Origin of the sequence: Sorangium aterium (assembly GCF_028368935.1) — a bacterium.
GTDB classification, from domain to species: domain Bacteria; phylum Myxococcota_A; class Polyangia; order Polyangiales; family Polyangiaceae; genus Sorangium; species Sorangium atrum.
Genome location: NZ_JAQNDK010000002.1, coordinates 1,982,786 through 2,009,536 on the forward strand (window position 1 = coordinate 1,982,786; position 26,751 = coordinate 2,009,536).

Sequence of the window (26,751 nt, forward strand, 5' to 3'; positions counted from 1 at the left end):
CGCGCTGACGCCAGCGCCACGCGGCGCCGCTGCGCGCGTCGGGGCGAGCGGACCGGCGGGCGATCTCGCGCCGCGCTCCCTGTGGTAGACTGGCGAAATGGCGTCCGAGCCGAAGATCCACCCGAGCGCCGAGACGGCGCTCCTCAAGGTCCGCTCCAAGGAGATCGCGTTCAGCCGCTTCCGCGTTCAGGTGACCGCGGGCCCGGACGCCGGGGCGTCCCAGACGTCGGACGCGACGGAGTTCGTGATCGGCACGGCGCCTGGCAACCAGCTCATCCTGACCGACCGGGCGGTGTCGCGGCACCATTGCGTGATCTCGGTCACCCCGCGCGGGTTCTTGCTCCGCGATCTCGGCAGCAAGAACGGCACGACCCTCTCCGGCTTCCGCGTCGAGGCGGCCTATCTCCTGCCGGGCGCCTCGCTCGGGGTCGGGCAGTCCACGCTCCGCTTCGAGCCGCTGGCCGAGGAGATCCGCGAGCCGCTCGGCGACGAGGAGCGGTACGGCCGGGTGCTCGGGCAGAGCGCGGCGATGCGCCGCATCTTCGGGGCGCTGCCGCGGATCGCCGCGTCGGACTCGACGGTGCTGATCGAGGGCGAGACGGGCACGGGCAAGGGCCTGCTCGCCGAGGCGATCCACGAGAGCAGCCCGCGCGCGGGGGGGCCGTTCGTCGTGATCGACTGCGGATCCATCCCGCCGACGCTCATCGAGGCCGAGCTCTTCGGGCACGCGAAGGGGGCGTTCACGGGCGCCCAGGCGGCGCGCGCCGGCGCCTTCGAGGCGGCGCGGGGCGGCACCGTGCTGCTCGACGAGATGGGCGAGCTCCCCCTCGACATGCAGCCGAAGCTCCTGCGCGTGCTCGAGGAGCGGCAGATCCGGCGCATCGGCACGATCGAGCCGACCAAGCTCGATATCCGGGTCATCGCGACGACCAACCGCGATCTCCGCCAGGAGGTGAATCGCGGAAATTTCCGGTCGGATCTGTACTACCGGCTCAACATCGTCCGCCTCCGCGTCCCCGCGCTGCGGGAGCGCCCCGACGACATCGCGCTGCTCACCGCGCATTTCTACCGGCAGCTCGCGCAGGGGCAGGACCAGAGCCCCCCGGGCGAGCTGCTCGAGGCCTTCATGCGGCAGGACTGGCCGGGCAACGTGCGCGAGCTCCGCGGCGCTGTGGAGCGCGCGGTGCTGATGATCGATCCCGCGCTGTTCCGCGAAGCCGTGATGGGCTCCGAGGGGGCGGAGAGCGGCTCTCCGGCGCTCCCGGCGCCCCGGGACGACGAGCTCAGCCTGTCGTTCCGCGAGGCGAAGGAGCGCGCCGTGGCGCGCTGGGAGCGCACGTTCCTCACGGCGCTCGTGCGCGCGAACGGCGGCAATCTGTCGCGCGCCGCCCGCGCGGCGCGGATGGACCGCAGCCACCTGCGCGAGCTCCTCCAGCGGCACGGCGTCTCGGCCACGGAGGCGTGACCGCCGGGCCCGCGGGGCAGCGCCGGAGGCGGCCCACCCCGTCGGACCCCCGAGGGCAGCGCCAGAGCGCGCCCTCTTGCTGGTTTTACTGATTGGCCTTCTGCCGGTTCTCTCCCTTGAGCTCCTTGGCCTTCCCTTCGGCGGCCATCTGCTCATTGTCGACCAGCTTGCCGACTCGGTTCTTGAGCGCGCCGGCGGCCTCCTCGAGCGCTCCCTTCGCGCGCTCCTCCGCCTTGGCGTCCTCCTTTTGCACCTTTCCTCGGAGCTCCTTGGCGCGGCCCTCCGCTTCCATCTGCTCGTCGCCGAGCAGCTGACCGAGGCCCTTCTTGATCTTGCCGCCCAGCTCCTCGGCGGCCCCCTCATTGCGATCGCTCGTGTTGCTCATTGCTTCCTCCTCGTGGCGTGGCCTCCGCAGAGCCTCTCTGCGGCGCGCCGCCGCCGTTGACCTGGCATTGGCAACCTCCGGATGTAGCAACCGGTGCGCCATCGCAGGGCAAACGGTCTTTTCGAGGGCGCGGAAGGGGGATTGGGGCAGGCTACCTCGCCCGCGCTCTGTCTCTCGGCTCGTCTGAGGCAATACGCCACGCGGCGGCCAAGCAAGCAGTCCCACGGTCCGACCGGACGATCCCCGCTCTCCTGGGGGCCGCACCGCGCCGCGGTCGGATTTCGCGCTGGATCGCGGTGACGCGAGCGCTCTGTCCGTGGCGTTCAGCTCGGCTGCGCGTCTGTGGAGAGCCGGGACTCCACGGCATGGCGCGGCGCTTGCTGAACAGCCTGCATAGCAACGAGGAGCGCTTCGCTCCTTTCTGGGAGGTTCATCATGTCATTCATCCTCTTTCTCCTGTTTGGCCTCGTCGTCGGTGCTCTGGCGCGCCTCATCGTTCCTGGACGTGAGCCGGGCGGGTGGGTCATCTCGATGATCATCGGCGTGGTCGGCTCCTTCATCGGCGGGCTGCTCGGCCGCATGTTGTTCATGTACCGTGAGGGGGAGCCGGCCGGCTTCTTCATGTCCCTCATCGGCGCCATCCTGCTGACCGCCGGCTATCAGGCGATCGCGCGGCGCCGTACGGTGGTATGAGCCGGCCGAGCGATCCCCGCTCGAGGCGCCACGCCCGATACCGGCCCACGGCGCTGGAGGAAGGAGCTCCCGAACCGCTCCCGCGATCTGTAACGCGCGGGAGCACCTCGGGCCGCGAGCAGGAGGCGCGGAGGAGGCGCTGCGGTCCGTGAGCGAGAGCTCGGCTCAGGCGGCGCGCGCTCTCCTCGCGCTCGGCGGGCTGAGGGGCCCTGCTCGTCGCACGGCTCACCCCCAGGGTCGTACGACGAGCAGGGCCTTCGGCGGCCTGTCGCGCTCGGTCCGGCGCCGGCGCCGCGATTCCGCCGGCGCCGCGCCCGCTCGCCGGGTAACGCTTGACGCCGCAGGAGGCTTTGGGCTTGCTAGCGGGCTCCGCGCTTTTGCCCAAGGTCCTGGCCATGTCGTTCTCGATCCTGCCCCCGCCGATCACGCCCCTCGCCGCGATCCTGCCGTCCGAGCCGCTGCTGCTCATGGGCGCCGGTCCGGTGCCCATCCCGCAGGCGGTGGCCCAGGCGAACGGGGTCATCATCAATCACCTCGGCCCCACCATGGACCGCGTCATCCAGAACGTGAAGTACATGGCGGCCTATGCGTTCCAGACGCGCAGCGACAAGATCCTCGGCATCGCCGGGCCCGCGTCCGCGGCGATGGAGATGGCCGTGGCGAACCTGTGCTGGCCCGGGCGGAAGGTCCTTTGCCTGAAGGTGGGGACGTTCAGCGGGCGCCTCGGCGAGATGGCGCTCGGCGTGGGCGCCGATGTCACCTACCTCGAGGGGCCGCCCGGGCGGCCCGTGTCGCTCGCGGACGTGCGGGAGGCGCTGAAGAAGCAGCGCTACGACGTGGTCACGATGGCGCACGGCGAGACGTCCTGCGGCGTCCGCATGGTCGAGCTGCCGGAGATCTGCAGGCTCGCGAAGACGCAGGGCGCCCTCACGATCGTCGACGCGGTGGTCACGCTCACGGCCATGCCGGTGCACATGGACGAGTGGGGCATCGACGTCGGCATCGTCGGCGGGCAGAAGGCGCTGTCGTCGATCCCGGGCGTCTCGGCCTGCGCCTTCTCACAGGACGCGTGGAAGGTCGTCGAGGAGCGCCCCCTGCCGCGCCCGCACTGGTGCTACGACGCCACGCGCGCGCAGCGGTTCTGGGGCTACCAGCAGTACCACTACACGGCGCCGGTGCCGGGCGTGCTCGCGCTGCACGAGGCGCTGCGCCTCGTCTGCGAGGAGACGCTCGAGCGGCGGTTCCGTCGCCACGAGATGAGCTCTCTGGCCATGCAGGCGGGCATCGAGGCCATGGGGCTCGAGCTGTTCGCGTCGAAGGACGTGCGCCTCAACAGCGTGCTCGCCATCAAGCTGCCGACCGGCGCCGATAGCGCGCGGATCCGCGAGTACATGACCAAGGCCTTCCGCGTCGAGATCTCGGGCGCCTTCGGCCTCAACATCGTGCGTGTGGGCCAGATGGGCGAGCAGTGCCGCTCGCACAACCTGTTCAAGACGCTCTACGCGATGGGCATGAGCTTCCAGCGAGAGGGCGTGAAGCTCGACGTCGCCAAGGGAATGGCCGCGCTCGAGCAGGGGCTGGCGGGCGATCGCGAGTACTTCGTCGACTAGCTCTGCCCGACGGAGGCGCGGTCCCGGATGGCCGGACCTCCGCGCCGCGTCGCGGCGGCGAGGGCTGGCTCGCGGCGCTTGCCGGCGTCGATCCGGCTCCGATGCGCGTCGAGCAGGTCGCTGCGCGTCAGGATCCCGAGGACCTTGCGGGGGGCCTGCCTGGACACGACAGGGAGCCTCCCCACGCCCTCGGTGACCATGTGATCGGCGGCTTCGCGAAGGGAGCTGTCCTCGAACACCACGGCGGGCGGCCGCCGGACCAGGTGGCGGATCGAGATGGTACCGGCCTGCTCGGTGAGCACGTCGCGCTGGGTGACCACACCGACGAGCTCCCCCCGGCCGTCCACGACCGGGAAGCCCTGGTGGCGGGAGCCCGCCGCCTGCGACAGCAGAAAGGCGCGGGCCGTCTCGACCGTATCTTCGGCGGCGAGCGTGACGGCGGGGCGCGAGGCGGCCTCGCCCGCGGTGATCTGCGCCAGGTGATCGGCCGCGTACTCGACCGTCACGCGCGCGCCGCGGCGGGCGATCTTCTCCGTCATGATGGAGTGCCGCATCAGCAGGCTGGAGACGAGGAAGGCCGCGCTGCAGCCGCCGAGCAGCGGCAGGAGCCCCATGGGCTGCCGGGTCGTCTCGAAGGCGAAGACGACGGACGCGAGGAGCGCCCGGGACGCGCCCGCGAAGATCGCCGCCATCCCGACGAGCCCGGCGACGCGAGGGTCCACGCCGAGCCCGGGGAGGAGCGCGGCCGCGGCCAGGCCGAGGATCGCGCCGAGCCCGCCGCCGATGGTGAAGAGCGGCGCGAGCGTCCCGCCCGAGGTGCCGCTGCCGAGCGCGATCGACCAGGAGATGAACTTGAACAGCGAGAGCGACACGAGCGCGGCGAGCGCCAGGCGGCCGCTCAGGATGTCGTCGATGTTGCTGTACCCGACCCCCAGCGTCCGCGGCGCGAAGGCGCCCACGACGCCGATCGCGACGGCGCCGATCGCCGGCCACCACATCCAGTGGAGCGGCAGCCGCTCGAACGCCTCCTCGATCGCGTAGATCGCGCGGGTCGCGCCCATCGCCGCGAGGCCGAGCGCCGCGCCGAGCACGATGTAGAAGGCGAGCGCGGGGCCGGTCGAGGGCGCCACGGCAGGCATCTCGAACGCGGGCGCGGTGTGGCCTGCGACCAGGCGGGCTGCGGTCGCCGTGGTCGCGGCGAGGGCGACGGGGATCACCGACCGCGGGCGGTACTCGAAGAGCAGGAGCTCGATCGCGAGCAGCACGGCCGCCACCGGGCTGCCGAAGGTCGCCGACATGCCCGCCGCCGCGCCCGCGGCGAGCAGCGTCTTGCGCTCGTCCGCGGTGATCCGCAGCAGCTGCCCGACCAGCGAGCCGAGCGCGCCGCCGGTCGCGATGATGGGGCCCTCCGCGCCGAACGGACCGCCGGTGCCGATGGCGATCGCCGCGGAGAGCGGCTTGAGCAACGTCATCCGCGGCGGGATGCGGCTCTGGTTGAACAGCACCTGCTCCATCGCCTCCGGGATCCCGTGGCCGCGGATCGCCTGGGAGCCGTAGCGCGCCATCACGCCGACGACGAGCGCGCCGGCGATCGGCACGACGAGCACGAGGAGGCCGAGGTTGTGCTCGGCGGGCGACGCGGGGGCGGCGGACAGCCGGCCGAAGAACGCGAGGTTCGTGATGATGGCGATGAGCGTGGTGAGCAGCTCCGCCGCGAGGAAGGCCACGCCGCCGAGCGCGATCGCGAGGCCGCTGACGAGGACGACCCGCCGGTCGACGGCGGCGCTGGGCGGGGGGACGCGGAGGTCCTCGAGGGTGGGGCCCATCGAGGGGGCGACCGGGATGCTCTCGGTGACTGTTGGGGGTGGGGCGTTCAATCTGGACAATTCAGCTCTCCTCGCGGTCGATGGCTTTGGCTTCGGCGGGGGTCTCCTCGCCTTCGAAGAACAGCGGGGGGGCCTCGTCGCCGGCGCCGAGCGCCCGGGCGAGGGTGGTGAGGCTCTGCGCGAGCCCGCTGCGCTCGTCGGCGGGCAGGCGGTCGACGGCGGCGACGAGCTCGGCCTGCGCGGTGCGGGGCGCGCGGCGGAGCAGCGCGCGGCCGGCAGGGGTGAGCGAGATCTCGGTCCGGCGCGCGTCCTCGGGCGAGGCGCGCCGGGTGACCAGCCCTCGCTCGGCGAGGCGCGTCACCACGACCGACACCGAGCTCTGGTGCGTCAGGGTGCGGTGCGCGAGCTCGGCGATCGAGGACGCCGCGGCCTGATCGAGCTGCTGCAGCACGAACAGCTGCGCGCTGCTCAGCCCGAGCTGCCGCTCGCACGCGCGCGACGAGACGCGCAGGCGCTGCACGATCGCGCGGATCGAATCCATGACCCGCTGCGCGTCGGGCCCGCCGGGAGCCTGCCGCGCGGGGCTCTTCCGGCGCGCTGTCGAAGAACCATGGGATCCCATAGATTTGCGGGGAACCTACGCCGCTCGCCGGTCAACCGCAAGCAGTCTGCGGTCCTCCGAGGGGCTTGGGCGGATCGAGGCGGACCGTCCTCGACGGGGTGATCGCGGGCGGCGGTGGAATGGCGGCGGGGCGCCGGCGCGGCGTCCGGCGCGCGGCGCGCCGGCCCGGGGGCAGCGCGCCGGGCGGACCGTGCGGGCGACGCTACGCGGGGCGTCGCCTGCGCGGGCGATCCAGGCTAAGAACCGGCCCTCCCATGACCTTCCAAGACCTCATTCTCACCCTGCAGAAGTTCTGGGCCGATCGCGGCTGCCTCATCGTGCAGCCGTACAACTCGGAGGTCGGCGCCGGCACCTTCAACCCGGCGACGTTCCTGCGCGCGCTCGGCCCCGAGCCCTGGAATGTGGCCTTCGTCGAGCCTTCCCGGCGGCCCGCGGACGGTCGTTACGGGGAGAACCCGAACCGTATGCAGCAGTTTCACCAGTTCCAGGTGATCCTCAAGCCGAGCCCGATCGACATCCAGGACCTCTACCTGGAGTCGCTGCGGGCGATCGGCACGAACCCGCTCGATCACGACGTCCGGTTCCTCGAGGACGACTGGGAGTCGCCGACGCTCGGGGCGTGGGGGCTCGGCTGGCAGGTGTGGATCGACGGGCTCGAGATCTCGCAGTTCACCTACTTCCAGCAGATCGGCGGGATCGACTGCCGCCCCGTCTCCGGCGAGCTCACCTACGGGCTCGAGCGGATCGCGATGTACCTGCAGGACAAGGACAGCATCTACGACGTCGTCTACTCGGACCGCGGCGGGAAGATCGTGCGCTACGGGGACATCTACCAGCGCGCCGAGTGGGAGTGGTCGACCTACAACTTCGAGGAGGCCGACATCGCCGAGCACTTCGCGGCGTTCGATGTCTGCGAGGCCGAGGTGAAGCGGCTCCTGTACCGGGGCGCGGATCCGGCGGCGAAGGGGGCGGCGATCGATCCGAAGAAGGCGCTGGTGCTCCCGGCCTACGATTTCGTCGTGAAGGCGGCCCACCGCTTCAACGTCCTCGACGCGCGGGGCGCGATCAGCGTCACCGAGCGGCAGCGCTTCATCGGCCGGGTCCGCGCGCTCGCGCGGGCGGTCGCCGAGACGTACGTCGCGCAGCGCGAGGCGCTCGGCTACCCGCTCCTCGGCGAGCAGCAGGCGAAGGCGGCGGAGTAGCGCACAGCAGGCCGAGGCGGCGGGCAGCGCGCCGTCGCCTCGGCCGGCCGCGCGTCGCGCGGCCTCAGCCGGCCGGGTTGTCCGGGATGAAGTCGTGGCGGGTGCAGATCGCGACGACCGGCAGCCCCGCCGCGCGGATCGCCTCCGCGCCGCCCTCGAGGCGGTCGACAAGGGCGATCACGCCGACCACCGAGGCGCCCGCGGTGCGCAGCTTCTCGACCGCCTTCAGCGTCGAGCCGCCCGTCGTGATCACGTCCTCGAGGATCGCGACGGGCATCCCGGGCACGAGGCCGCGATCGCCCTCGACGAGGCGCCGCGAGCCGTGGTCCTTGACCTCCTTGCGCACGTAGAGCGCGGGGAGGGGGCGGCCGCGCAGGAAGCTCGTGAGCGACACCGCGCTCGCGAGGGGGCACCCCCCGAGCTCGACGCCGGCGACGGCCTCGCACCGCGGGAGCGCGTCGAGCGCCTCGAACATGAGCGAGCCGACGAGGGCGTGGCCCTCGGCGGTCAGCACCGACTGCTTGCAGTCGATGAAGAAGTCGCTCTCCCGGCCGGACGCGAGGACGACGCGCTTCTGCTCGAACGAGCGCTCGCGCAGCAGCGCGACGAGCCGCTCCCGCTCCGAGGCGCCGGCGGCGCTCACCGGCCGCCCCGCTTGCGCAGCGAGGCCTTCGCGGCGCCCTTCCGGAGCGCGGGGACCACGGGCGGCGGCGGCCCGCCGGTGCTCTCGGCCGCATCGGGCTCGTCACCCTCACCGGCGGCCGAGGCCGACAGGTCGGCCTCCTCGTCGTCGTGAACGGCTGCGAGGCGCGGCTCCGGCGCAGGGGCGGGCCTCGCCTCGACGACCGGGGCGGGGCGCGCCGCCGGGGCGGGGCGCGCGGGGGCAGGCGCGGCGCGCGGCGCAGGCCGGGCGGGCGGCGCAGGCGCGCGCTGCTCCGCCGGCGCACGCGCCGGCCGCGCCGCCGCGGCGCGCGGCGCAGGTGCAGCGGCGGCGGCCCGCGCCGGGGCAGGGGCGGGGGCCGCGGCGAGCGGCGCGCCGGTGGTGACGTTGCCGCGCACCAGCGCGCCGGCGTGGATGCCGATCTGCGGCGCGCCGAGGTCGCCGACGACGCGCGCGCCGGGCTCGAGGATCACGGCCTCGTCGCCGGAGATGTTCCCGGCGACGGCGCCGCGGACGACAACGCGCCGCCCGCGGACGTCGCTCTGGATGAGCGCGCCCTCGCCGATGGTCACGTCGCCGGTCATGACGACGCTCCCCTCGACGCGGCCGAGGATCTCGAGATCCCCGTCGCCCTGCACGTTGCCGCGGATGGCCGTCGTCGGCCCGATCGAGGACTGGGCGGCCATCGGCTACACGTCCATGTCGACGTTGCCCTTGAACGAGGCTCCGTCCGCGATGGTCAGCCGCGACGCCTTCACGTCGCCGACGAGGCGACCGCCGGCGAGGAGATCGACGCGATCGGCCGCCGTGACGTTGCCGGTCACGTTGCCGCCCACCTGGAGCGACGCCGCCCCGATGTCCGCTTCGACCAGCGCCCCTGCGTCGATGGTGAGAGGCCCCTCGACGGTGAGCTTTCCGCGCACCGTGCCGGCGACGATCACCTCCTCGTCGGAGGTGATCTCGCCCTCGATCGTGAGCCCGTTTCCGATGATCGTACCCGCCACGTTCGTGCTCCTCGCCGCGCCCTCGCGGCGCGATTCTTCGTCCGTCAACGCGCGCTACCGCCCTGCCGGTTCACGCCGGGGGGCCTGCCCGCGACCGCCGGTCGTCCGCTCCGAGAGCTCGGCCGGGAGGTCGAACTCCGCCTCGATGCGGCCGGCGAACGCCGCGCCTTCCTCGAGGATCACCTCGCTGCCGCCCACGTTTCCGGCGTACTGCGCGGTCGCCCGGATCGTGACGGGGCCGCGCGACGCCACGTCCCCCGTGAGCTGGCCGGAGACGACGAGCGAGCTCGCCTCGACGTCCCCCGTGACCGACGCCCCGTCCTCGATCTCCAGGTCGCCAGCCAGCTGGATGTTCCCCTCGACGCTCCCCTCGACCCGGAGCGAGCCGTCGCCATGGACACGCCCGCGGATGCGGGCGCCCCGTCCGATGAGCGATTCGGCAGCGTCCGATTCGCTGCGCGTCGTTGTCGAGCCTCGGGCCATTCTCGTCTCCTGTGCGCGGAGGGAGCCGCGCGAGCCGGGGCGCGCACCAGACGCCCGGCTCGTCCGCTGGCGCTGGGCGAACTGGATCGCCCGGGGCCGCGGCGGCGCGGACGCTACTCCAAGCGGCTGCGCCTCGCAACCGGCGGGCGGGCTCGGTGGCGGGGGTGCTCCCCCCATGGACTGACTGCAGCGGAGCCCTCGGGGGGAGGGGGCGTCGCGCGGGGGGCGAGGGGGGCCCTCCCACGAACTCGCGCCTTTTGGTGGCAATGGCCTGCTGTACGGAGCTGGCGAGTCCGTGAGGACTGGCTGCGATGCGGGCCGGCGCTCGGGTTCGTAGGGCCCTCCCCCTCGCCCCCCGCGCGACACCCCCTCCCCCCGAGGGCTCTCTCCGGCGGGATGCGCGGCGCGAGGGGAACGGGGATCGATGCGCGGCACCGGAGCGTGCGGGCGTGCGGGGTGGGCGCTTCCTGCAGGGGTGGCTCGGGTGATACGGTCTCTCTTGACTGGGCTTTCCTTGCTCGCGACGCCCGTTGTGGCCCTGGCGGCGAACCGACTCGGATGGCTCGGCGCGCGTCGCCCGTGAGGCGAGCGCAGACCAACCCAACCCGGGGGTTCCTCATGCGGAAGATAGCTATCGTGGGGTCTGGACAGGCCGGCCTGCTCGCGGCGCACGGCCTGGTGAAGGCCGGCTACGAGGTGACGCTCTACTCGGATCGCACGCCCGAGCAGTGGCTCAACGAGTCGAAGCCGACCGGGACCGCGGCGCGCTTCGACGTGGCGCTCGCGTTCGAGCGCGAGCTCGGCCTGGCCTTCTGGGAAGACGCCGCGCCCCGAGGCCACGGGGCCCAGCTGACCGCGTGCGCCGCGCCGGGCAACCGCCTCCTGACGCTGGCGGGCCGCCTGGAGCAGCACTTCTTCGCGATCGATCTCCGGCTCCAGAGCCACCGGTGGATGCTCGAGCTCGAGCGGCGGGGCGGCAAGATCGTGATCGAGCCCGTCACGATCGCGCGGCTCGACACGATCGCCGCGGAGAACGACCTCACCGTGGTCGCCGCGGGGCGCGGCGAGCTGTGCAACCTGTTCGAGCGAGACCCCGCGCGCAACGTCCACACGGAGGCGCAGCGCAACGTCGTCATGATGTGCGTGACCGGCCCGAAGCTCGGGTTCGACGGCATCCCCATGCTGCCGGTCAAGTTCAACCTGTTCGCGGGCATCGGGGAGGCGTTCTGGGTGCCCTACCACCACAAGGACGTGGGACCGAGCTGGAACTGTCTCGTCGAGGCGGTGCCCGGAGGGCCGCTCGACAGGTTCCAGGGCGCGAAGTCAGGCGAGGAGATCATCGCGATCGCGAAGGGACTGGTGAAGGAGCTCATCCCCTGGGACTACCAGTGGTTCAAGGGAGCCGAGCTGTCGGACAAACACGGATGGCAGAACGGGCGGGTCGTCCCCGCGGTGCGCAAGCCCGTCGGACGGCTGCCCTCCGGCCGGATCGTGACGCCGCTGGGTGACACGGCGATGTCGATCGATCCGATCGGCGGCCAGGGCGCCAACAGCGGCAACAAGATGGCGCGCAACCTGGTCGAGTGCATCGTGCAGCACGGCGAGCGCCCGTTCGACGCCGAGTGGATGACGCGCACCTTCGATCGCTTCTACGCGCGGCACGGCGGGCCCACCGACCGGTTCAACAACATCCTGCTCGCCGGGGTGACGCCCACGATGGCCCACTTCCTCATGGCGCAGTACGGCAGCGACGGGCGGGCGGACAACACGAGCGGGCAGCAGGCGCTCGCCAACGCCTTCGTGAACAACTTCAACGATCCGGCGCGGCTGACGGCGGTCCTCGAGGACGTCGGGCGGGTGCGCGCCTTCATCCGGCAGACGACCGGGAAGCCCTGGCCGCTCGCGCTCGCAGCAGGGGGCGTGGGCGTCGGCATCGCGCAGGTGCGGCAGCGCATCGGGCTCCCGCCGGGGCATCCGGCAGCGCCGGTGCACGCCGGCGGAGCGCTCGCGTAGCGCTCGCGGTGCGCCTCGCCGGGCGCCCGCTTTCCTCTGTCGTAGCGGTACGCCGTCGCCCCCCGACGCGCACGTCGTCGACGCGCTGGACGCGCCCGCGCGCGTGGTCCGCGACACGGGCCGGCCCATCCCGTCGTGCGCGTACGCCGTCCGCGCGCCCCGCGCGTCCGTCTCCGCGATCACGTTGTGCGGCGCGTCGTGCTCAACCGCGACCAGCGCATCGAGCGCGTTGTCCTCGCGCCGTTCGGCATCACCCGTTCCACGCTCCGGCCGCGCATCTGTCGGTCGGGCGGAATCCGTGCCATCAGATAAAGGGCGAGGGGTCCTTGCCTTCCGCTACATGCTGGACGAAGTAGGTTTTCTGAAACGAGGCCTCGAGCAACCGTGCATGCACCAAGAAGTCGACTGGGGGCACGCCTGGCTCTCGAGCCGCAATGACTTGCGTCGATGTCGCGAGCCCGAAGCGCTCGAGCTCCCGGACTGGTCCGTCCGGCAGCGCCTCGCAGTGAGCGAGCGCCTCGCTTGCGCGCTTGATCGCGCCAGCCGCCGCTGCTGCCGCAACACGTGCGCGGAGCTCGGAAGGGTCGATCGATCCCGAACTGCCTGACGCGATCATGGCGACGCGCGCCCGGTCGGCGTAGATCGCCTCGAGGCAGTGCGTGTATGTGAGCATATCCAGGTGCAGCGGAGAGTCGCCAGGCAGCAGGCAATACGAGGACAGTAGATCAATGAGACCCTGATGGACGAGTATTCTCGTGAATCGGTCGGTGATCGAGTCAAGGTGTTGAAACGCCTCTTGCCCGTTCGCGATGACGTCAGGTTTGTCCATGGGATCAGAACGTCCTTGTCCCCGGCGGGCCAGGAAAGTTAGGCGGCCCCATGAGGAGCCGCGACGGTGATGTGCTCCGGTCAAAGGTGATTTGTTTCGGATCCGTGTTGATGAGCCCTGGCGGGCCGACATGAATCGTTCTGTCGGGTGCAATCACCAGCTCGCGCCCACCGCCCTCGCCTTTAAAGGCGAATGAGCCGTCGACGCAATTCATTCGCGCTGCGCCCCATGATTGACCGTGCTGGTTCGCAGCGCCGTGGATCTGCTTCACCATCCCCTGGTCCATGTCGGCCATCTCCCCCGGATCGCGTCGAATGGATCGGCCCCGACCTGCGCCCCGCGCTCTGCAACAAGGATCCCGTCTGAATCGTGGAGCGCTCACCTTTCTCAAGCTGAGCCCCGAGCTGACACTCTTTCCTCGGTCAACACGTCATTGTCGACCTTGTAAACGATGATGTTCTCCCCGTCTTCCCCTCGTGCGTGGAAATATCCTGAAATTTCGACCTTCAGGAGTGCAATCTCATGGATCGTGTCGCAGAGCAATGTCAGGCCTTCCTCTGTGATATCTGCGCCATAGAACAGATACCGTGTCCAGTTGATGGGCTCATCGCTCCAGCACCAGCCCTTCATGTAGAGCCGCTCTTTGTCGTGGCTCTGCCACCGCTCGCGAAGAGCGGTGATGGTGGATACAATCTTCGGGAAGTCGCTGGGTGATGCTTCCAGCCAGCCACGGACCGAGTAAAAATACGACATGGTGCGCCTGAGGGCTCGGTTGTTGATTCGTGTCAGTCCTGTTCGAGCTTTGAGTGTCAAGAGGAGCACTTCCCCTGCGTCGGTGGGGATAGGCCGATGCGTACTTCGGCGCCCTTGTCTTCGATGTAGCTCCGCACTTCTGGGTGCGGTTCCTCTTTGAACCAATAGACGGGCTTTTTGCCGTGGTCGTCGGCGAGGCGGACCGTTTCCTTGATCTGGTTTCTCGTGCTCTTGCTGAGGAAGTTCTTCGGCTTGTCGACCGCGGTCGGCGAGTCTTTCGCCTGGATGAGTTCTGCGGATGTTACCGAGTCGATTTCGCGCCCCTCAATAATCTGAGATGTGCCTCCGCTGATTCTTCTGACATCTTCCTCCCACGCCTTTCCTGCCTCTCCGAGGACCTTGCCCTTGGCAAGGCCAAGGGGATCGAACTGCGTGGTCGGGCTGCCATCAAACGCGAACAAGTGTAGGCCTCCCGCTGCTCCAAGCGGGTCAGGGCTGCACCACCCGCCGATCTCCGGATCGAAGAACCGGAACCGCGTGTAGCAGAGCCCCATCTCGGCATCGGCGTACTGCCCGAGCAGCCTGAACGGCGACTCCACCGTGGTCCTGTGGTTGAGGACGCTGATCGGATCGCGCTGCTCCTCCAAGACCTCGCCCCAGGCCGAGTGCGCGGCCGCCCACGCCACGAGCCCGCGCGGATCGAGCAGCTCCTTGGGCGTGCCGAGGTGGTCGTTGACATAGGTGAGCACGCTCCCGTCCTGCTGCTGCAGGAGCGGCACGAAGGTCCCCGGCGCATGGACGAACGTTCGTGCCCCCCGCTCCCTGCCGATGTCGGCCGCCAGCACATCGCCATCCCAGACGAACTCCACCACGCGCGGCAGATCGACCGTGGCGGTGCCGATCACCTCCTTGCGCACCCGCCTGCCAAAGGCGTCATAGGTCATGACGACGCGGGCGCCATCGGGCAGGCGCACTTCGCGCAGCCGGTCGCGGCAGTCCCAGACGTAGCGGGTCATGTCCTGCTCGGTCGCGGCGCCGCTGCCGGGGTGGTTCTCTCGGTAGTGTGCCAGGTCCACCTTGGCGGTCCGCCGCCCGCGCGCGTCGATTTCGTAGGCCGCCGTCTCGGTCTTGCGCAGCACGCCGCCGCGCTCGATCTGCCACGACGGCTGCATCCAGTCCTGTGATGACCGCGATGCCTCCGCGAGCAGCCCTAAGTTGCTGGGCTCCGCGAGCTCCGCGAGCATGCGCGTGATCGAGCCGGCCGGATCGTAGGCGTACTGCACCGTCCTGTCGCCTTGCCGCTCGCACACGACGCGCCCGAACGCGTCGCGCTCGAACCACGTCTCGATGCGCTGCCCGTTCTCCTCCTCCAGCACGGCGCCGACCAGCCGCCCCATCCGGTCGCGCGCGTAGCCGATCACCCCATCCGGCATCTCGTCGCCGATCAGGTTGCCCGAGCGGTCATAGAACAAGTGCGCCACGTCTTGTCCGTCGCGATCTCGATGCGCCCGAGCTGCGGTATCCGTAGCGCAGCCTGCCGCGTCGTCGTCCGCCCGAGCGCGTCGGTCTGCGATACGGGTCGTCCGGTCCTGTCGTGCGTGGAAGTCGCGCCGATGCCTCCTCAACACATCCCAGCATGCGTCACCAAACTCCCGGCATGCATCACCAGGTGATCGCCTCATAAGCTGGTGCAGGAGTAGCGACTTCTTTGGCATGGCGGGGGTGTGGAGCCGTCGCTGGTCGGCGAATCGCAGGCCGCGTACATGCTCTCCTCACCCGGTCCAGCCGCTTAAATAGTCATCAATTGAGATGCTCACAATCTCGTCGCCGCCAATCTCTTGATAGTCTCCGATGCTATCAAAATCGGCGTCGCCCTCGACGATTACGCGAATCGCGTGGCCTGCATGGTCGGCAAGGAATTTCCATATCACCCGGTTGAGCTTGTTGTTGAGCGAGTTTGCTGGGTCGCTCTCCTGGCCTATGTGGAATCGATCGACCCTGTCGCCCTTATATATCGCCTTTCCGAGCCACAGGGCGACACTGCACTCGACGCATGTGAGATACGCGTAACGGCTCATTGTCCACCGTTGCAGCTTAATGGTCCACTGTACAAAGTGTTCCCGTCTGTGTCTGTAATAACGAGCTTGGTGCCGGAGTACTTGGCCAGGTCGTCTGAGGTTCGTGAGCCTCGAAAGCGGGCGACCATTCTGCTTGCGTCGTCGGGGCTTGTGCTACGTTTGACCTGAACAAATACTTCTCCGCCGCTGCCGGCTTGAGCTTTTGCAGCATGGCTCACTTGCTTGTTGAAAGCTCCTTGCGAGCTCCCGCCTATGCACTTCACCTCTCGGCGCCCAACAATATTGCCGTGCGGATCCTCGAACGTGACGTCAGCTCCTGCACCGCCAGAGCCAGCAACCCTTGCGGTCGAGCCTGTAGGGCCGGTCCCTAGGATGTTCTCGGCATTTTCCTGAGTCAGCGGGAACTCTGGATTGCTGTCGGCAATAAGTGCATTGACATCGCTTGGCGTATAGCTGCTTAAGCCGAAAGGATCGATGCTGCTGGTTGGACTACCGTCAAGTCGGAATAGTCCCGGGCCGCCACGTATGCCCAGCGGATCCGGGCTGCACCACCCCCCGATCTCCGGATCGAAGAACCGGAAGCGCGTATAGCAGAGCCCCGTCTCCTCGTCGGCGTACTGCCCCAGGAGCCTGAACGGCGACTCCACGGTGGTCCTGTGGTTGAGCACGCTGATCGGATCGCGCCACACCTCGGTGACCTTGCCCCAGGCGGAGTGCGCCGCCGCCCACGCCACGAGGCCCTGCGGGTCGAGCAGCTCCTTGGGCGCGCCGAGGTGATCGTTGACGTACGTGAGCACGCGCCCGTCCTGCTGCTGGAGCAGCGGCACGAACGTCCCCGGCGCATGCACGAAGGTCCGCGCGCCTCGCTCGCTGTCCACGTCCGCCGCCAGCACATCCCCATCCCACACGAACTCCACCACGCGCGGCGGGTCGGCCGCGGCAGTGCCGATCACCTCCTTGCGTACGCGCCGCCCGAAGGCGTCATAGGTCATGACGACTCGAGCGCCATCCGGCAGGCGCACCTCGCGCAGCCGGTCGCGGCAGTCCCAGGTGTACCGGGTCAGCTCCTCCTCGGTCACGGCGCCGCCGTTCGGGTGGCTCTCTCGGTAGCGCGCGAGCTCCACCTTGGCGGTGCGCCGCCCGCGCGCGTCGACCTCGTACGCCGCTGTCTCGGTCCGGCGGAGCACGCCGCCGCGCTCGATCTGCCACGACGGCTGCATCCAGTCCTGCGATGAGCGCGATGCGTCGGCGAGCAGCCCGACGCTGCTGCGCTCGGCGAGCTCCGCGAGCATGCCCGTGATCGAGCCGGCCGGGTCGTACGTGAACACCTCGCGCACATGCCCGCGCTGCGCCGACAGCAATCGGTCGGCGCGGTCGTAACGGTACGCCGTCGTCCCCCAGCGCGCGTCATCGATGCGCTCGACGCGCCCGCGTGCGTCGTAGAGCCACTGCCGTGCGACGAGCGCCTTGGGTGCCCCGGGAGCCGGCGCCGTCGCGCGCTGGTCGATCAGCCGGTCCATCGCGTCGTAGCTGCTCCGCACCGCGATCGCCGCCGCCTCGGCCGCCGTATCTCCGTCGCCCTCGCGCAGCGTGCGGCTCGTCCGCTGGACCTCGCGTCCCAGCGCGTCGCGCTCGATCCGCAAGCGGTGCCCGTCGTGCTCGATCGCGCTCAGCGCATCGAGCGCGTCGTACGCATACCGCGTCCTCGCCCCGTCCGGCATCACGCGCTCGGTGCGCCGCCCACGCGCGTCGTAGGCGTACCGCACCGCCTCGTCGCCCTGCCGCTCGCACACAACGCGCCCGAACCTGTCGCGCTCGAACCACGTCTCGATGCGCTGCCCGCTCGACTCCTCGAGCACGGCCCCGAGCAGCCGCCCCATCCGGTCGCGCGCGTAGCCGATCGCCCCATCGGGCGTCTCGTCGGCCGTGAGGTTCCCCGCGCGATCGTAGAACAGGTCGCGCCACGTCCCGTCCGCCGCCTGCTCGACGCGCCCGAGCCGCCCCGAGCTGCGGTAGTCGTAGCGCAGCGTGCGCCCATCGAACGTGTCCTCCTGCGCCACCCGGCCCGCGGCGTCGTAGTGAAAGACGTACCTCTCGCCCTTCGGGTTGGTGACGGCGCGGAGCCGCTCCTTGTGCGTGTATGCGAACCTCCACACGCCCCCGCCCGGCTCGACGATCTGGGCCAGCACGCCCGTGCCCTCGTACGCGAGCTGCGTCGTCTGCCCCAGCGCATCGACCAGGCGCGCCGGGTTGCCCATGCGATCATAAGTCGCGACGGTCCTCGTCCCGTCGGGCCGCTCCACGCGCACCGGCCGCCCCATCGGGTCGTACGCCACGCGCGTGGTCCGCCCCAGCGCGTCGGTCCGCGACATGGGCCGGCCCATCGCGTCGTACGCGTACGCCGTCCGCGCGCCGCGCGCGTCCGTCTCCGCGATCACGTCGTGCTGCGCGTCGTGCTCATGGCCGAGCAGCAAGCCCTCGTGCCCACCCCCGTGCCCGTACACGCCGGTGACCCGCCCGCGCTCGTCGCGCGCGAACGAGGTCGCCTCGCCGGTCGGCAGCAGCACCGCGCTCACCCCGCCGCGCGCGTCGCGTACCACCTGCGTGACGAGCCCCTCGGGGCTGATCTCGCGCACCACGAGATCGCCATCGTGCTCCCACCGCGTCTCGTTGCCGAGCGCGTCCACCTCGCGGATCGCGTTCCCGCGCGCGTCGTACCAGCGCTGCATCCCCTCGCCCGCGCCGTTCGCCTCCGCGACGAGGAGCGCGTCCTCGTCGTACGCCCGCTCCCACAGCGCCGTCCCGTCGGGCAGCGCCGCGCGCGTCACAAGGCCGTCGGCGTTCCAGCTGTACACCCGCGGCTCCACGCCTCGGACCTCGGTCGTCTGCCCCTGCGCGTCGCGCCGGAGCTCCACCTCGTGCAACCCGTCCCGCCCGCCGGTCTTCCTGCACCGGTGCCCGTGGTGGTCCTCGTAGGCGTACCAGAACCGCTCGCCGTTCTTCAGCGTCGTCGCGGTCATCCGGTGCCGGACGTCGACCTCGTACGCCTCCACGCCGCCCACCGCGTCGACCGCCGCGATCAGGCACCCCGCGCGATCGTAACGGTAGTCCACCCACTGCCCAAGCCGCCGCTCCGCCCACAGCTCCAGGCGCGTGATCCGCCCGTCCTTCCACCGCACCTTGAGCTCTCGCCCCGCCGTGTCGACGACCCGGACGAGCCGCTCGCCTTCGTAGTGCAGCCGCACCTCGTTGCCGTGGACATCCCGGATCGCGCGCAGCAGCGCCCTCGCCGAGCCGTCCTCCGCCGCGAACAGCCGCACCTGCCGCGACCGGAGCTCCACCACCCGGTACTCCCGCGCTCCCTCTCGATGCAGCTCCAGCCGCTCGCGCCGGTGGAACGCGCTCTCCCCGGGCTCCACCTTCTCGAACCAGATCCACCGCCCCTCGCCGTCGCGCAGCGCGAGGACCTGCTCGCCCTCCTCGATCCATTGCTCGTACGAGAATGCCCAGCCAGGCCCCAGCGCCGCGTCTCGCTCCCCGTGACGCGACGAGCGATAATGCCGCGCCCACACGAGCGGGATCATCCCCGGGACCGAGAGGTCCGTCGCCGTGTCGACCACCGCGCCGTCCGTGGCGTCGACCGGGTGCCCCTCGGTCGTGCACTGCTCCACCGGCGGCGACGACGACTTGCCCGCCTTCGCCCCCTTGTGGCTGCGCCCGCCGCCGCCCCCACCGCCGCCTCCCGGCGCGCTCGGCCCGCCGCCTCCCGGCGCCCCCGCGCCGCGGCCTCCTCCGCCGCCGCCCGCGCCCCCGGCGCCGCCCGCCCCGCTCGCCGCCGTCCCGGCGCCGGCGGTGACCGACTTGTTCATCTGCCCCATGCTGCCGGTGATCCCGGCCATTCCAAGCTCGACGAGCACGTTCGGCGCGCCGAGCCACGGGAAGCAGGGGCCGCCCGTGTTGAGGCTCAGCACCTCTCTCATGGTGCCTGGCTCGTTGCCGTGACACGCCTTCATGCACCCGCCGACCGTCAGGATCTTCCTACCTTCGATCGTCGTCCGCATCGGCGCGTCGATGATCCCTTCGGCCACCGTGCCCATCGTCGGATAGGGGATCGGAAGAGGGCTCGGCGCGGCCGGCGTGGTGCACACGCTCACCGCCATGCCAGTCATCTGGTGGCCAGAGCCCTCGTGCACGGTATCCAGACCCAGCGCCGTGACCTTGCTCATGGCGACAGCAGCAGGTTCACCCACGCCCCGCCGGGAATGCAATCGAGGCCCGCACGACGCGGACACGACGCCGGCCTCACCGGTCCTGGCGGCGAAGGGACCGTGCTCAGGCCGCCGAGATCCTCGCGCGCCACGAAGCGCGGCATCTCGCAGACGTGCGCGGCACGGCCGCGCTCCGTCGCGTCACCTCCGCCCACGACGTCGCGCCAAGATCTTCTCCGCCGCCGTGAGCGGTCGTCCCTCCGGCGCCGCGCCGCCCGCGCCCGTTGCGTGTCCGCCCCCCGGGGGCGCAGGTTGAGGCCCCACCGCCGGCTCAGGTCGAGGCCACGAACCAGGTTGAGGCCCCGACGCCGCCGACCCAGGTTGACGTCCCGGCGCCCCCGCCGGCGGCGCTGTCCTCCCTGGCATCGTCCCTGCCAGCGGCGCTGTCCTCCCTGGCATCGCCCCCGCCTGCGCTCCGTCGCCGCGCTCACCGGCGCGCGGTGCCGGGCTCGCCTGCGCGCCCTCGCCGCGCCCGTCATCGCGCAGCTTCGGTCCCGCCTCCGTGCCCTCGCGCTGCGCGCGCCCCCGCTCCCGAGCCGACAGCAGCGCCCCCACGGTCGCACCCGCGCCGGCCGGCTCTGTGGCGGCTTCCCACCGCGCCGCGCGGAGCCGCTCTCCCGCCCGCGCGATCCACGCCGCCGCCGCCTCCGGCAACGCGAGCCGCCGCGCCGCCACCGCGAGCAGCAGCGCGAGCGCGGCGAAGAACACCAGGCTCGGCGTCGCGTTCCGGTACGCGAAGCGCTTCGAGGCCCGATCCTCGAAGATGCCCGCGAGCGTGTCGCGCCGCTTGCCCCCGGTGAACTCCGCGATCCGCCCGAGCAGCGACAGATCGCTGCCCGTCGGGCGCAGCTCCTCGCCGGCGGTCATCGCCGCCCCCGTCGTCCCGACCGCCTCCCCCGTGAGCTCGTCCCGCGCAACCGCCACGTAGGTCCCCGGCCGCGAGAGCGGCAGCTTCGCCGTGTACGCCCCCGCGCCCGTCGCCTCGAGCGGGAGCTCTCGCGAGAAGCCGTCGGGCCCCGCGACGTGCACGACCAGCCGGCGGAACGACTGCGCGCGCCCGTCGTCGCCGATCACGCTCGCCCGCACCGACAGCTCGCCGCCCGACGCGTCCGCCTCCAGGCGCACGCGCGGATCCTCCTCCTTGCGCGTCACGTCGCGCGCGGCCTGCGCGATCATCCGCGCCGCGCCGGGCCAGCGCGTCCACGCGGCGCCCCAGCGGCCCTTGAGATCGCTCGTGAACGCGGCGGCCCGGCCGAGCCCCGCCGACCACACAGCGAGCACCGGATCGCCCTCCGGCCCGGACAGCAGCACCGTCGATCGGCTCTTGGGGACCGTCACCACGTAGCCCCCGAGCGCCGGCGCCTCGCCGAACGGCACGCCGGCGGTGATCGACGACGGCGCGCCCAGCGCCACGCGGAACGGCTCCTCCACGATCGCGCTCTTCGCCGCCATGATGGTCTCCTGCGTGAACACCGCGGGCAGCCGCGTGGCGTCCTCGACGAGGTAGAAGCGACCACCGCCGATGCGCGACAGCGCCTCGAGCTCCGGCACGTCGTTGCCCTGGCCCAGCGCCACGACGCTCGTCGTCGTCCCGCGGCGCATCGCCGCCTCCACCATCGCGCGGCACGGCCCCATGTTCTCCGCGTCCGACCCGTCGGCGAAGAGCAGCACGTGCTTCAGGCTCGAGGTGTCCCGGTCGAGCGCCTGGTACGCCGCCTCGAGGGTGATGTCGACGTAGATGCCGCCGCCGCCCGGGCCCACGGCGCGGATCGCCTTGTCGATCGCGGCGCCGTTCGTGACCGGCCCGAGCGGCACGCTCCACCGCACCGCCGTGTCGACGTGCGCGACGCCGAGCCGATCGCCGGCGCCGAGCAGCGAGGCCGACCGGGCGGCGGCCTCGTTGGCGAGCTCGAGCTTCGTGTGCGCGCCGGCGGTCGCCGCCATCGACCCAGAGATGTCGATGCCGATCACCTCGGCCAGGCTCGCCCGCCGCCGCTCCTGCTTCAGGTCGAACGCGACGGGCGAGATCTCCTCGAGCGGCGTCCGCGCATAGCCGCCCGGCCCCATGCTCCGATCGCCGCCCATCAGGATGAGCCCGCCGCCGAGATCGCGGACGTAGCTCGCGAGCGCGTCGATCTGGCCAGGCGAGAGATCCGACGCGCGGATGTCGCTGAGCACCACGACGTCGTAGCCGGCGAGCTCCCCGAGATCGGCGGGGACGCGGCTCAGGCCGCCCTCGTCCACGCGGAACGCGCCGTCCGCGAGCGCCCGCGCGATGAACGCGCCCTGCCCGGCGTCGCCCTCCAGCACGAGGGCCGCCGCGGCCCCGCGGACGCGCAGGAACGCGCTCGCCGCGTTGTCCTCGGCGGACTCGTCGAGCCTCGGATCCTTCGCGGTGATCTCGACGTCGTAGCGGTGCAGCCCGGGCCCCGGCGCCTTCTCCCGGATGCGCAGCACGTCTTCTCCCGCGGCGATCGAGGCCTCGGTGCGGGCGATGAGCTCGCCGTCGCGGCGGAGGCGGATCTCGACCTCGGCCGGGGACGGCGACGAGGTGACGAGCCGCAGATCGAGCGCCTCGCCCTCGTCGGCCCGCGCGGGCGCGCGGAGGGCGACCACGCGGACGTCGGGGACGAGCCGCTGCTCCAGCGGGATCACGTCGACAGGGAGGCCGGCGGCGACGGCGGCGGCGGCCGCGGCCATCGTGTCGCCGCGGGTCGCGACGCCGTCGCTGAGCAGCACGACGCGCGCCGCGGAGTCCGGCGGCACCTCGGCGAGCGCGCGCCGGATGCCGGCGGCGAGGTCCGTCCCATCGCGGCCGAGCGCGACCCGCTGCGGCGCCGCGAGCTGCGAGCGCGGGCGCGGCGGATCCTCGGTCGCCGCGCCCGCGGCGAACGCGATGGTGGCGATCCGATCGTCCTCGCGCATACCGAGCTCGGCGACGGAGAGCTCCTGCGCGACGCGCCGATCGGCGCTCGGCACGAGGTCGATCGAGCGGCTGCGATCGATTGCGACCAGGACGGTGAGCCGGTCGAGTGGCCGGCCAAGCTCTGGCCCGGCCGCGGCCATGGCTGCGGCGAACGCGGCGAAGGGGGCGAGGAGGTCGCCGAGCCGCGAGCGCCACGCCCCCTGCCGGCGAGCGTGCGCCGAGGCGAGCGCGAGCGCGAGGTACCGGAGCGCGATGAACGACGTGGCGCCCAGCGCGAGCAGCGCGCCCCAGGGCCGCGCGAGCCGCAGATAGGCGTCCGGGAGCAGGCCGCACCAGACGAGGCCCACGTAGAGCGCCGGCAGGGCGCCAGCCACCATCCAGCCGAGCAGGATCGGGCGGCGGAGCGCGCCGCGCCGGAGGGCGAGGCGCAGCAGCGCCGCGAAGACGAGCGCGCCGGCGAGCGTGGCGGCGTAGGGGAGGGCGCGCAGCGCGGCCGCCGGGATCAGGGACGCCTCCGTTCGGTCCGCATGCGGGGGAGCCGCAGTAAATCATCTTTACGCGGGCCCGGGGACGCCGCTTCGGCGGGTGTGGCCGAGTGCCCCATCGGCGAAGCCATGGGGCGTCTCTGTCGGTGTCGTGCGGGTTTCATGGGGCGCTCCGGCGCATCAGAGCACCTTTCCATGTTTGTCAGGGATGGCACGCTGTCTGCTTGAGCGCGGGCATGGGCGCGGCGAGGCCGCGCAGCCGGGGCAGGAGACATCATGTCGCGCATCGAGACCACGGACACCTGGAGCGGCACGGACGGCGGCACATGGGATCTCGATGAGGGGTTCGGTGAGCCCGCGCGCAGCGCGCACTACCAGGACGGGGATCTCGTCGCGGGCAAGTACCGGCTGGTCCGCAGGATCGGCGAGGGGGCGATGGGCACGGTCTGGGTCGCGACGCACGTGGCGCTCGGGTCGGAGGTCGCGATCAAGCTAATGCGGCCCGAGCTCCGGTCGCCGGAGCTCGCGGAGTACTTCGTCCGCGAGGCGCGCGCCGCGGGCCGGCTGAACCACGCGGAGGTCGTCCGGATCTTCGATCTCGGCGAGACCGCGGCGGGGGACCCCTACCTGGTGATGGAGCTCATCGAGGGCGAGTCGCTGAGGAGCGCGCTCTCGCGCGAGGCGGCGATGACGCCGGAGCGGGCGATCGCGCTGCTGCTCCCGGTCGCGGGCGCGATGCACGCGGTGCACGAGAAGGGGGTCGTCCACCGCGACCTCAAGCCGGACAACGTGATGCTGGTGCGCCACGGCGGCGGCCGGCTCCAGCCGAAGATCGTCGATTTCGGCGTCGCGAAGCTCGTCTCCGAGCGCGAGGCGAGCAACGCGTCGGCGAGCTTCGAGGTCTTCGGCACCCCGGATTACATGCCGCCGGAGCAGGTCCTCGCCGTCCCTGACATCGATCGCCGCGCCGATGTCTGGTCGCTCTGCGCGATGCTGTACGAGCTCCTGTCGGGCCGGCCCCCGTTCTCATCGAGGAACGCGCTGGACGGCCTGCGGGCGGTGCTGCAGGACGCGGTGCCGTCGCTCGTCGACACGTGCGGCCTCGACGCGGATCTCTGGGCGATCGTGGAGCGCGGGCTGCGGAAGGAGCCGTCGTCGCGCTGGTCGAGCATGCGCGAGCTCGGCGAGGCGCTCGCGGCGTGGCTCCGGGCGCGGGGCGTCCGGGAGGACGCGCGCGGCGTGTCGCTCGAGGGGGAGTGGCTTCCTTGCGAGGAGCCCTGTGTGCCTGCGGGCAACGGCGCGACGCCGCGCGTTTCCTGGGTGGAGGAGCGGGGCCGGCCGAGCCGCCGGTGGTCGTCGCGCCGCCGGGTGCACCGGGGGTCCCGGGGCCGGCCTCACGGCGAGCAGACGGCCTGCCCTTGAGAGCCCATGGAGCGGCCGGCGCCCGCCATACGAGCGCGGGTCACCGCGAGGGCTGACCCGTGCGCAGCGGGCCGCCTCGCGAGGTGGGCCAGAGCATGCAATTGGCCGCCGAACCCGGGATCGTGAAGACATCCATCCCGTGCTCGAAGGTCTGCACGAAGACCTCGAGCTGGCCATCTCCGTCGAGATCACCCACCGCCGGCGCGGCGGGCGCGCCGTTGCCGTTGCCGTTGCTGCCGGGGTTCGGCAGGGGTACGTCGTGCAGGACCGCGCCGTTCGCGCCGAGGATCACGAGGTTGCCCGAGTCGAGCACGTCGGGAGCGCCATAGGTCGCCAGCAAGACCTCGGGTGATCCGTCCTGGTTCAGGTCGGCCACGGTGGCCTCGGTCGCGAACATGATCGATTTGCCGTGCATGTAGTTGTATCGCCACAGGAGCGACGCGTCGGGGCCGAACGCATAGAGGTAGCCGTCGTTCATCGGGACGATGATCTCGGGCCGCGCGTCCCCCTGGACGTTCACCGTCGTCGGCGAGGGCACGCCGCTCGGCGGGTAATAGCCGTCGATCGCGAGCGGCCTCTCGCCCCGCGGCAGCGTCTCCCACCCGGGTTTGCGCATCGCCGATCGGCTGCCGTCGCCGTGCGCGCCCTCGAGCACCATCACCGCATACGCCTGCGTCTCGTAGGGCTCGTGCATCTCGACGTTCGGTACGCCGACGACCTCGTTCCGCCCGTCCCCGTCGAGATCGACCACGTTCGGCGGCGACGCGGTCCACTGCAGCCACTCGGCGAAGCTGGGGTGCGGCCACGTCCCGGTATGGAGATGGTAATGGTCGCCCTCCACCTTCGGGTCCGCCCAGCGGATGAACTGGCCCCAGGTCAGCGGCTTGCCGGCGAAGGACTCCTCGCGATTCTTGAAATATGGCGCGGCGTCGATCGCCACGCCGTCGTGGTCGAACGCCTGGATATGGTGGTTGTCGTAAGTGGCCAGGATCTCCAGCTCCGGGTCGTCGTCGATATTGCCGATGCCGACGTTGAGCCCATAACACCCGAACCCCGAGTGCCCCATACCGTTGCGATCGGCGTCGTTCCCCGGGCCGCTCTGGTTGTTGTACCGAGGCCAGGCCGCGAAGGCGGTGCCTGCGGGGCGATAGAGCGACCCATCCGCGCTGAAGACGAAGACCTGCGCGCCGCCGTCCTCGGTGGTCGCGGTCTGGGTCGTCGTCGCCACCACCTCGATGGTGCCGTCGCCGTCGAGATCCGCCGCGGCTAGCCCGCGCACCTCGGGGGCGCTGCCGGCCGTGGTGGTGTCCACCGGCCACCCGGCTTTCAGCGAGAGCCCGTCGTTCCATTCGAATGCGAACACCTGATGACCGTTGCCATAAACGATGTCGATCGCGCCGTCGCCCTCGAGGTCGGCGACCACGTGCGGCGCGTAGATCCTGTCCTCCCCGACCTCGGCGCGATCGATCTCCTTCCCGCGCGAGTCGAAGACGAAGAGCGAATAGTAAGCGGCGATGAGCTCGTTCTGACCGTCGCCGTCGAGGTCCATCACCACAGGAGACGCGTACCAGCTCGTCTGCCCGGGCAGGACCATCCGGTGCTCGGGCGCCTGCACCTCGCCGGCGCTCGTGCCCACCTCGCAGATCGGGTTGCGCGTGCCGCCCGTGCTGCCCGCGCCGCCGCCGGCGCCGCTCGCGCCATCCCCGATCTCGCCCCCGGCGCAGGCTGCCGCGAGCAGCGCGAGGAGCAACGCCGCGCTGCCGAGAGGCCACCCACCCAGGCCGGCGCGCGCGGCCCATGGTGAAGGGTGCGGGTGCTGAGGTCCGGCGGCGAACCCGCGACCGGAACGGCACGGGGGGTCCTGGGTAACCATGGGTCCTCCGGGGAATGCGCCCGCGGGCGACGCCCGCCGGTGGAAAAGGACAGGAGCCAAGCTCATCGAGATTACCAGGAACCTTCAGAGCCGGGGATACGAGAGTCCACCGGAGGGGAGATGCACCGGATTACTGTGAGGGTGGTTGTCCAG

At 71.5% G+C, this 26,751-nt stretch carries 21 protein-coding genes; 6 read left to right on the plus strand and 15 right to left on the minus strand.

What is annotated here, in order from left to right:
* The first annotated feature begins 97 nt into the window (after positions 1-97).
* Positions 98-1,465 (plus strand): FHA and sigma-54 interaction domain-containing protein, encoded by a 1,368-nt coding sequence (locus POL72_RS22455; protein WP_272097550.1) that lies wholly within the window; start codon positions 98-100, stop codon positions 1,463-1,465.
* Between the two features lie 85 nt (positions 1,466-1,550).
* Here the strand turns inward: POL72_RS22455 and POL72_RS22460 are convergent, their stop codons facing one another.
* A complete protein-coding gene (locus POL72_RS22460; RefSeq protein WP_272097551.1) occupies positions 1,551-1,850 on the minus strand; it encodes a CsbD family protein in 300 nt (99 codons plus the stop codon).
* Positions 1,851-2,285: 435 nt separating this feature from the next.
* Here POL72_RS22460 and POL72_RS22465 point away from each other — a divergent pair, with 435 nt between their 5' ends.
* Both POL72_RS22465 and POL72_RS22470 read left to right on the plus strand, forming a co-directional pair.
* Entirely contained in the window at positions 2,286-2,543 is a 258-nt protein-coding gene (locus POL72_RS22465) for a GlsB/YeaQ/YmgE family stress response membrane protein (protein WP_272097552.1), read from the plus strand.
* Positions 2,544-2,938: 395 nt separating this feature from the next.
* Positions 2,939-4,153: a pyridoxal-phosphate-dependent aminotransferase family protein gene (locus tag POL72_RS22470; protein WP_272097553.1), complete on the plus strand. Its 1,215-nt coding sequence runs from the start codon at positions 2,939-2,941 to the stop codon at positions 4,151-4,153.
* Here the strand turns inward: POL72_RS22470 and POL72_RS22475 are convergent.
* The gene (locus POL72_RS22475; RefSeq protein WP_272097554.1) at positions 4,150-6,039 is read right to left on the minus strand and encodes a chloride channel protein; all 1,890 of its coding nucleotides are present in this window, start codon (positions 6,037-6,039) and stop codon (positions 4,150-4,152) included. The genes POL72_RS22470 and POL72_RS22475 overlap by 4 nt on opposite strands.
* A gap of 1 nt (position 6,040) precedes the next feature.
* A complete protein-coding gene (locus POL72_RS22480; protein WP_272097555.1) occupies positions 6,041-6,520 on the minus strand; it encodes a MarR family winged helix-turn-helix transcriptional regulator in 480 nt (159 codons plus the stop codon).
* 335 nt (positions 6,521-6,855) lie between these two features.
* Between POL72_RS22480 and glyQ the strand changes: the two genes are divergently transcribed.
* Entirely contained in the window at positions 6,856-7,803 is a 948-nt protein-coding gene (gene glyQ, locus POL72_RS22485; protein ID WP_012233080.1) for a glycine--tRNA ligase subunit alpha, read from the plus strand.
* 64 nt (positions 7,804-7,867) lie between these two features.
* On the opposite strand, the gene pyrE is transcribed toward glyQ, so the two are convergent.
* The 4 genes from pyrE to POL72_RS22505 are packed head-to-tail and all read right to left on the minus strand — an operon-like array spanning position 7,868 to position 9,951.
* Entirely contained in the window at positions 7,868-8,446 is a 579-nt protein-coding gene (pyrE, locus tag POL72_RS22490) for an orotate phosphoribosyltransferase (protein WP_272097556.1), read from the minus strand.
* Entirely contained in the window at positions 8,443-9,150 is a 708-nt protein-coding gene (locus POL72_RS22495; protein ID WP_272097557.1) for a bactofilin family protein, read from the minus strand. Before POL72_RS22495 ends, pyrE begins: the two co-directional genes overlap by 4 nt.
* 3 nt (positions 9,151-9,153) lie before the next feature.
* The gene (locus POL72_RS22500; protein WP_272097558.1) at positions 9,154-9,468 is read right to left on the minus strand and encodes a bactofilin family protein; all 315 of its coding nucleotides are present in this window, start codon (positions 9,466-9,468) and stop codon (positions 9,154-9,156) included.
* A gap of 54 nt (positions 9,469-9,522) precedes the next feature.
* Positions 9,523-9,951 (minus strand): bactofilin family protein, encoded by a 429-nt coding sequence (locus POL72_RS22505; RefSeq protein WP_272097559.1) that lies wholly within the window; start codon positions 9,949-9,951, stop codon positions 9,523-9,525.
* 636 nt (positions 9,952-10,587) lie between these two features.
* Here POL72_RS22505 and POL72_RS22510 point away from each other — a divergent pair.
* Positions 10,588-11,964 carry a styrene monooxygenase/indole monooxygenase family protein gene (locus POL72_RS22510; RefSeq protein WP_272097560.1) on the plus strand — a complete coding sequence of 459 codons (1,377 nt, stop codon included), beginning with the start codon at positions 10,588-10,590 and terminating at the stop codon, positions 11,962-11,964.
* A gap of 304 nt (positions 11,965-12,268) precedes the next feature.
* On the opposite strand, the gene POL72_RS22515 is transcribed toward POL72_RS22510, so the two are convergent.
* The 7 genes from POL72_RS22515 to POL72_RS22545 form a co-directional block, all read right to left on the minus strand.
* The gene (locus tag POL72_RS22515) at positions 12,269-12,793 is read right to left on the minus strand and encodes a hypothetical protein (protein ID WP_272097561.1); all 525 of its coding nucleotides are present in this window, start codon (positions 12,791-12,793) and stop codon (positions 12,269-12,271) included.
* A gap of 4 nt (positions 12,794-12,797) precedes the next feature.
* Positions 12,798-13,067 (minus strand): hypothetical protein, encoded by a 270-nt coding sequence (locus tag POL72_RS22520; RefSeq protein WP_272097562.1) that lies wholly within the window; start codon positions 13,065-13,067, stop codon positions 12,798-12,800.
* A 113-nt stretch (positions 13,068-13,180) separates the two neighbouring features.
* Positions 13,181-13,546, minus strand: a complete 366-nt coding sequence (locus POL72_RS22525) for a hypothetical protein (RefSeq protein ID WP_272097563.1) — start codon at positions 13,544-13,546, stop codon at positions 13,181-13,183.
* A gap of 56 nt (positions 13,547-13,602) precedes the next feature.
* Positions 13,603-15,018 (minus strand): restriction endonuclease fold toxin, encoded by a 1,416-nt coding sequence (locus tag POL72_RS22530; protein ID WP_272097564.1) that lies wholly within the window; start codon positions 15,016-15,018, stop codon positions 13,603-13,605.
* A 300-nt stretch (positions 15,019-15,318) separates the two neighbouring features.
* Positions 15,319-15,624, minus strand: coding sequence for a hypothetical protein (locus POL72_RS22535; protein ID WP_272097565.1), 306 nt, complete (start codon positions 15,622-15,624; stop codon positions 15,319-15,321).
* Positions 15,621-19,850, minus strand: a complete 4,230-nt coding sequence (locus POL72_RS22540) for a PAAR-like domain-containing protein (protein WP_272097566.1) — start codon at positions 19,848-19,850, stop codon at positions 15,621-15,623. The genes POL72_RS22535 and POL72_RS22540 overlap by 4 nt, the downstream gene beginning before the upstream one ends.
* Before the next feature lie 183 nt (positions 19,851-20,033).
* The gene (locus POL72_RS22545) at positions 20,034-23,195 is read right to left on the minus strand and encodes a VWA domain-containing protein (RefSeq protein WP_272097567.1); all 3,162 of its coding nucleotides are present in this window, start codon (positions 23,193-23,195) and stop codon (positions 20,034-20,036) included.
* A 384-nt stretch (positions 23,196-23,579) separates the two neighbouring features.
* Here POL72_RS22545 and POL72_RS22550 point away from each other — a divergent pair, with 384 nt between their 5' ends.
* The gene (locus POL72_RS22550; protein WP_272097568.1) at positions 23,580-24,725 is read left to right on the plus strand and encodes a serine/threonine-protein kinase; all 1,146 of its coding nucleotides are present in this window, start codon (positions 23,580-23,582) and stop codon (positions 24,723-24,725) included.
* Positions 24,726-24,765: 40 nt separating this feature from the next.
* Here POL72_RS22550 and POL72_RS22555 read toward each other — a convergent pair whose 3' ends face one another.
* Positions 24,766-26,475 carry an FG-GAP repeat domain-containing protein gene (locus POL72_RS22555; protein ID WP_272097569.1) on the minus strand — a complete coding sequence of 570 codons (1,710 nt, stop codon included), beginning with the start codon at positions 26,473-26,475 and terminating at the stop codon, positions 24,766-24,768.
* Positions 26,476-26,751 lie beyond the last annotated feature (276 nt).